The 2,500-nt window shown below is 47.4% G+C and carries 2 tRNA genes and 2 rRNA genes (1 of these 4 running past the window's edge); all 4 read left to right on the top strand.

Annotated features, from left to right (window positions below):
- The first annotated feature begins 138 nt into the window (after positions 1 to 138).
- Positions 139 to 1,625 (top strand): 16S ribosomal RNA (locus RIV7116_RS25445).
- 182 nt (positions 1,626 to 1,807) lie between these two features.
- Positions 1,808 to 1,881: transfer RNA gene (locus tag RIV7116_RS25440), tRNA-Ile, on the top strand.
- A 53-nt stretch (positions 1,882 to 1,934) separates the two neighbouring features.
- A tRNA-Ala gene (locus RIV7116_RS25435) sits at positions 1,935 to 2,010 on the top strand.
- Positions 2,011 to 2,256: 246 nt separating this feature from the next.
- Positions 2,257 to 2,500 (top strand): 23S ribosomal RNA (locus tag RIV7116_RS25430) (it continues 2,575 nt past the right edge of the window).
- The 16S and 23S rRNA genes sit together here with 2 tRNA genes alongside, the layout of an rRNA operon.

The following is a 2,500-nucleotide window of genomic DNA, read 5'->3' as shown; positions in this document are numbered from 1 at the left end:
TTTGAAAGCCAGTATACCATAAAAGGTCTGCGTTAGTAAAGTAATTAACCAAGACTAAGGTTTAAAAATAGTCAGTCAAGGAGAAAGCAATACTTGCTGGTTATGAATGTAACTACGTAATTGATATTGTAATCCATCAAAACGGAGAGTTTGATCCTGGCTCAGGATGAACGCTGGCGGCGTGCCTAACACATGCAAGTCGAACGGTCTCTTCGGAGATAGTGGCGGACGGGTGAGTAACGCGTGAGAATCTGCCTTTAGGTTCGGGACAACAGTTGGAAACGACTGCTAATACCGAATGTGTCGCAAGATGAAAGATTAATTGCCTAAAGATGAGCTCGCGTCTGATTAGCTAGTTGGTGTGGTAAAAGCATACCAAGGCGACGATCAGTAGCTGGTCTGAGAGGATGATCAGCCACACTGGGACTGAGACACGGCCCAGACTCCTACGGGAGGCAGCAGTGGGGAATTTTCCGCAATGGGCGAAAGCCTGACGGAGCAACGCCGCGTGAGGGAGGAAGGCTCTTGGGTTGTAAACCTCTTTTCTCAAGGAAGATAATGACGGTACTTGAGGAATCAGCATCGGCTAACTCCGTGCCAGCAGCCGCGGTAATACGGAGGATGCAAGCGTTATCCGGAATAATTGGGCGTAAAGCGTTCGTAGGTGGTTTTGTAAGTCTGCTGTTAAAGCGTGTAGCTCAACTACATATAGGCAGTGGAAACTACAAAACTTGAGTGCGTTCGGGGTAGAGGGAATTCCTGGTGTAGCGGTGAAATGCGTAGAGATCAGGAAGAACACCGGTGGCGAAGGCGCTCTACTAGGCCGCAACTGACACTGAGGGACGAAAGCTAGGGGAGCGAATGGGATTAGATACCCCAGTAGTCCTAGCTGTAAACGATGGATACTAGGCGTTGTCTGTATCGACCCGGACAGTGCCGTAGCTAACGCGTTAAGTATCCCGCCTGGGGAGTACGCACGCAAGTGTGAAACTCAAAGGAATTGACGGGGGCCCGCACAAGCGGTGGAGTATGTGGTTTAATTCGATGCAACGCGAAGAACCTTACCAAGGCTTGACATGTCCGGAAGTTCTGGGAAACTAGAATGTGCCTTCGGGAACCGGAACACAGGTGGTGCATGGCTGTCGTCAGCTCGTGTCGTGAGATGTTGGGTTAAGTCCCGCAACGAGCGCAACCCTCGTCCTTAGTTGCCAGCACTTCGGGTGGGCACTTTAGGGAGACTGCCGGTGACAAACCGGAGGAAGGTGGGGATGACGTCAAGTCATCATGCCCCTTACGTCTTGGGCTACACACGTACTACAATGCTATGGACAAAGAGCAGCCAGCTAGCGATAGTGCGCTAATCTCATAAACCATGGCTCAGTTCAGATTGCAGGCTGCAACTCGCCTGCATGAAGTAGGAATCGCTAGTAATTGCAGGTCAGCATACTGCAGTGAATTCGTTCCCGGGCCTTGTACACACCGCCCGTCACACCATGGAAGTTGGTCACGCCCGAAGTCGTTACCCTAACCGTTCGCGGAGGGGGACGCCGAAGGTAGGACTGATGACTGGGGTGAAGTCGTAACAAGGTAGCCGTACCGGAAGGTGTGGCTGGATCACCTCCTTTAAAGGGAGACCTGACCACTCATACATTGAAAACAATTTGTGATTAAATGATGAGAAGGTACATCCCAGGTCGTGACGTAGATTAGGTAATAATTTGGCTTTCAAACAATTATAGGTTCGGTAATTAATTAGTTAATTGTTTATTAATTAAATAGATTAATTAGTTAATTGATTATCACTTATGGGCTATTAGCTCAGGTGGTTAGAGCGCACCCCTGATAAGGGTGAGGTCCCTGGTTCGAGTCCAGGATGGCCCACCTGAATAATTAGTAATTACGAATTATAAATTACGAATTACGGATTATTGTATGGGGGTATAGCTCAGTTGGTAGAGCGCTGCCTTTGCAAGGCAGATGTCAGCGGTTCGAGTCCGCTTACCTCCACCAAATAATTTTTGATTAAATAAAAAAATTGGAAAGATTTCAGCACCCAGACTTGATTATTTAAATAGAAAAGTCGGAATGCTGGATTTTGTATCCAGTCAGAACCTTGAAAACTGCATATTGACGCGAAATGATTTTAGGTAGTCTTTGATTACTTGTTTCTAAGAAATTAGAAGTTAAGTAATTAGAGAAAGTATCTAGATATCCTATTTTGTAAAAAAGCCAATGATAAAGTTGGAGAAACTTTGTGGTCAAGCTACAAAGGGCTAATGGCGGATACCTAGGCACCTAGAGGCGATGAAGGACGTGGCTACCGACGAAACGTTCCGGGGAGCTGGAAGCAAGCGATGAGCCGGAAATATCCGAATGGGACAACCCTTAATACGACCTGCTGAATATATAGGCAGGAACGAGCCAACCGGGCGAATTGAAACATCTTAGTAGCCCGAGGAAAAGAAAACAAAAGTGATTCCCCTAGTAGCGGTGAGCGGAC

Origin of the sequence: Rivularia sp. PCC 7116, from assembly GCF_000316665.1 — a bacterium.
GTDB lineage: Bacteria > Cyanobacteriota > Cyanobacteriia > Cyanobacteriales > Nostocaceae > Rivularia.
Note: the sequence above shows the minus strand (reverse complement) of the source record. Positions and strands in the feature narration are given on the sequence as shown.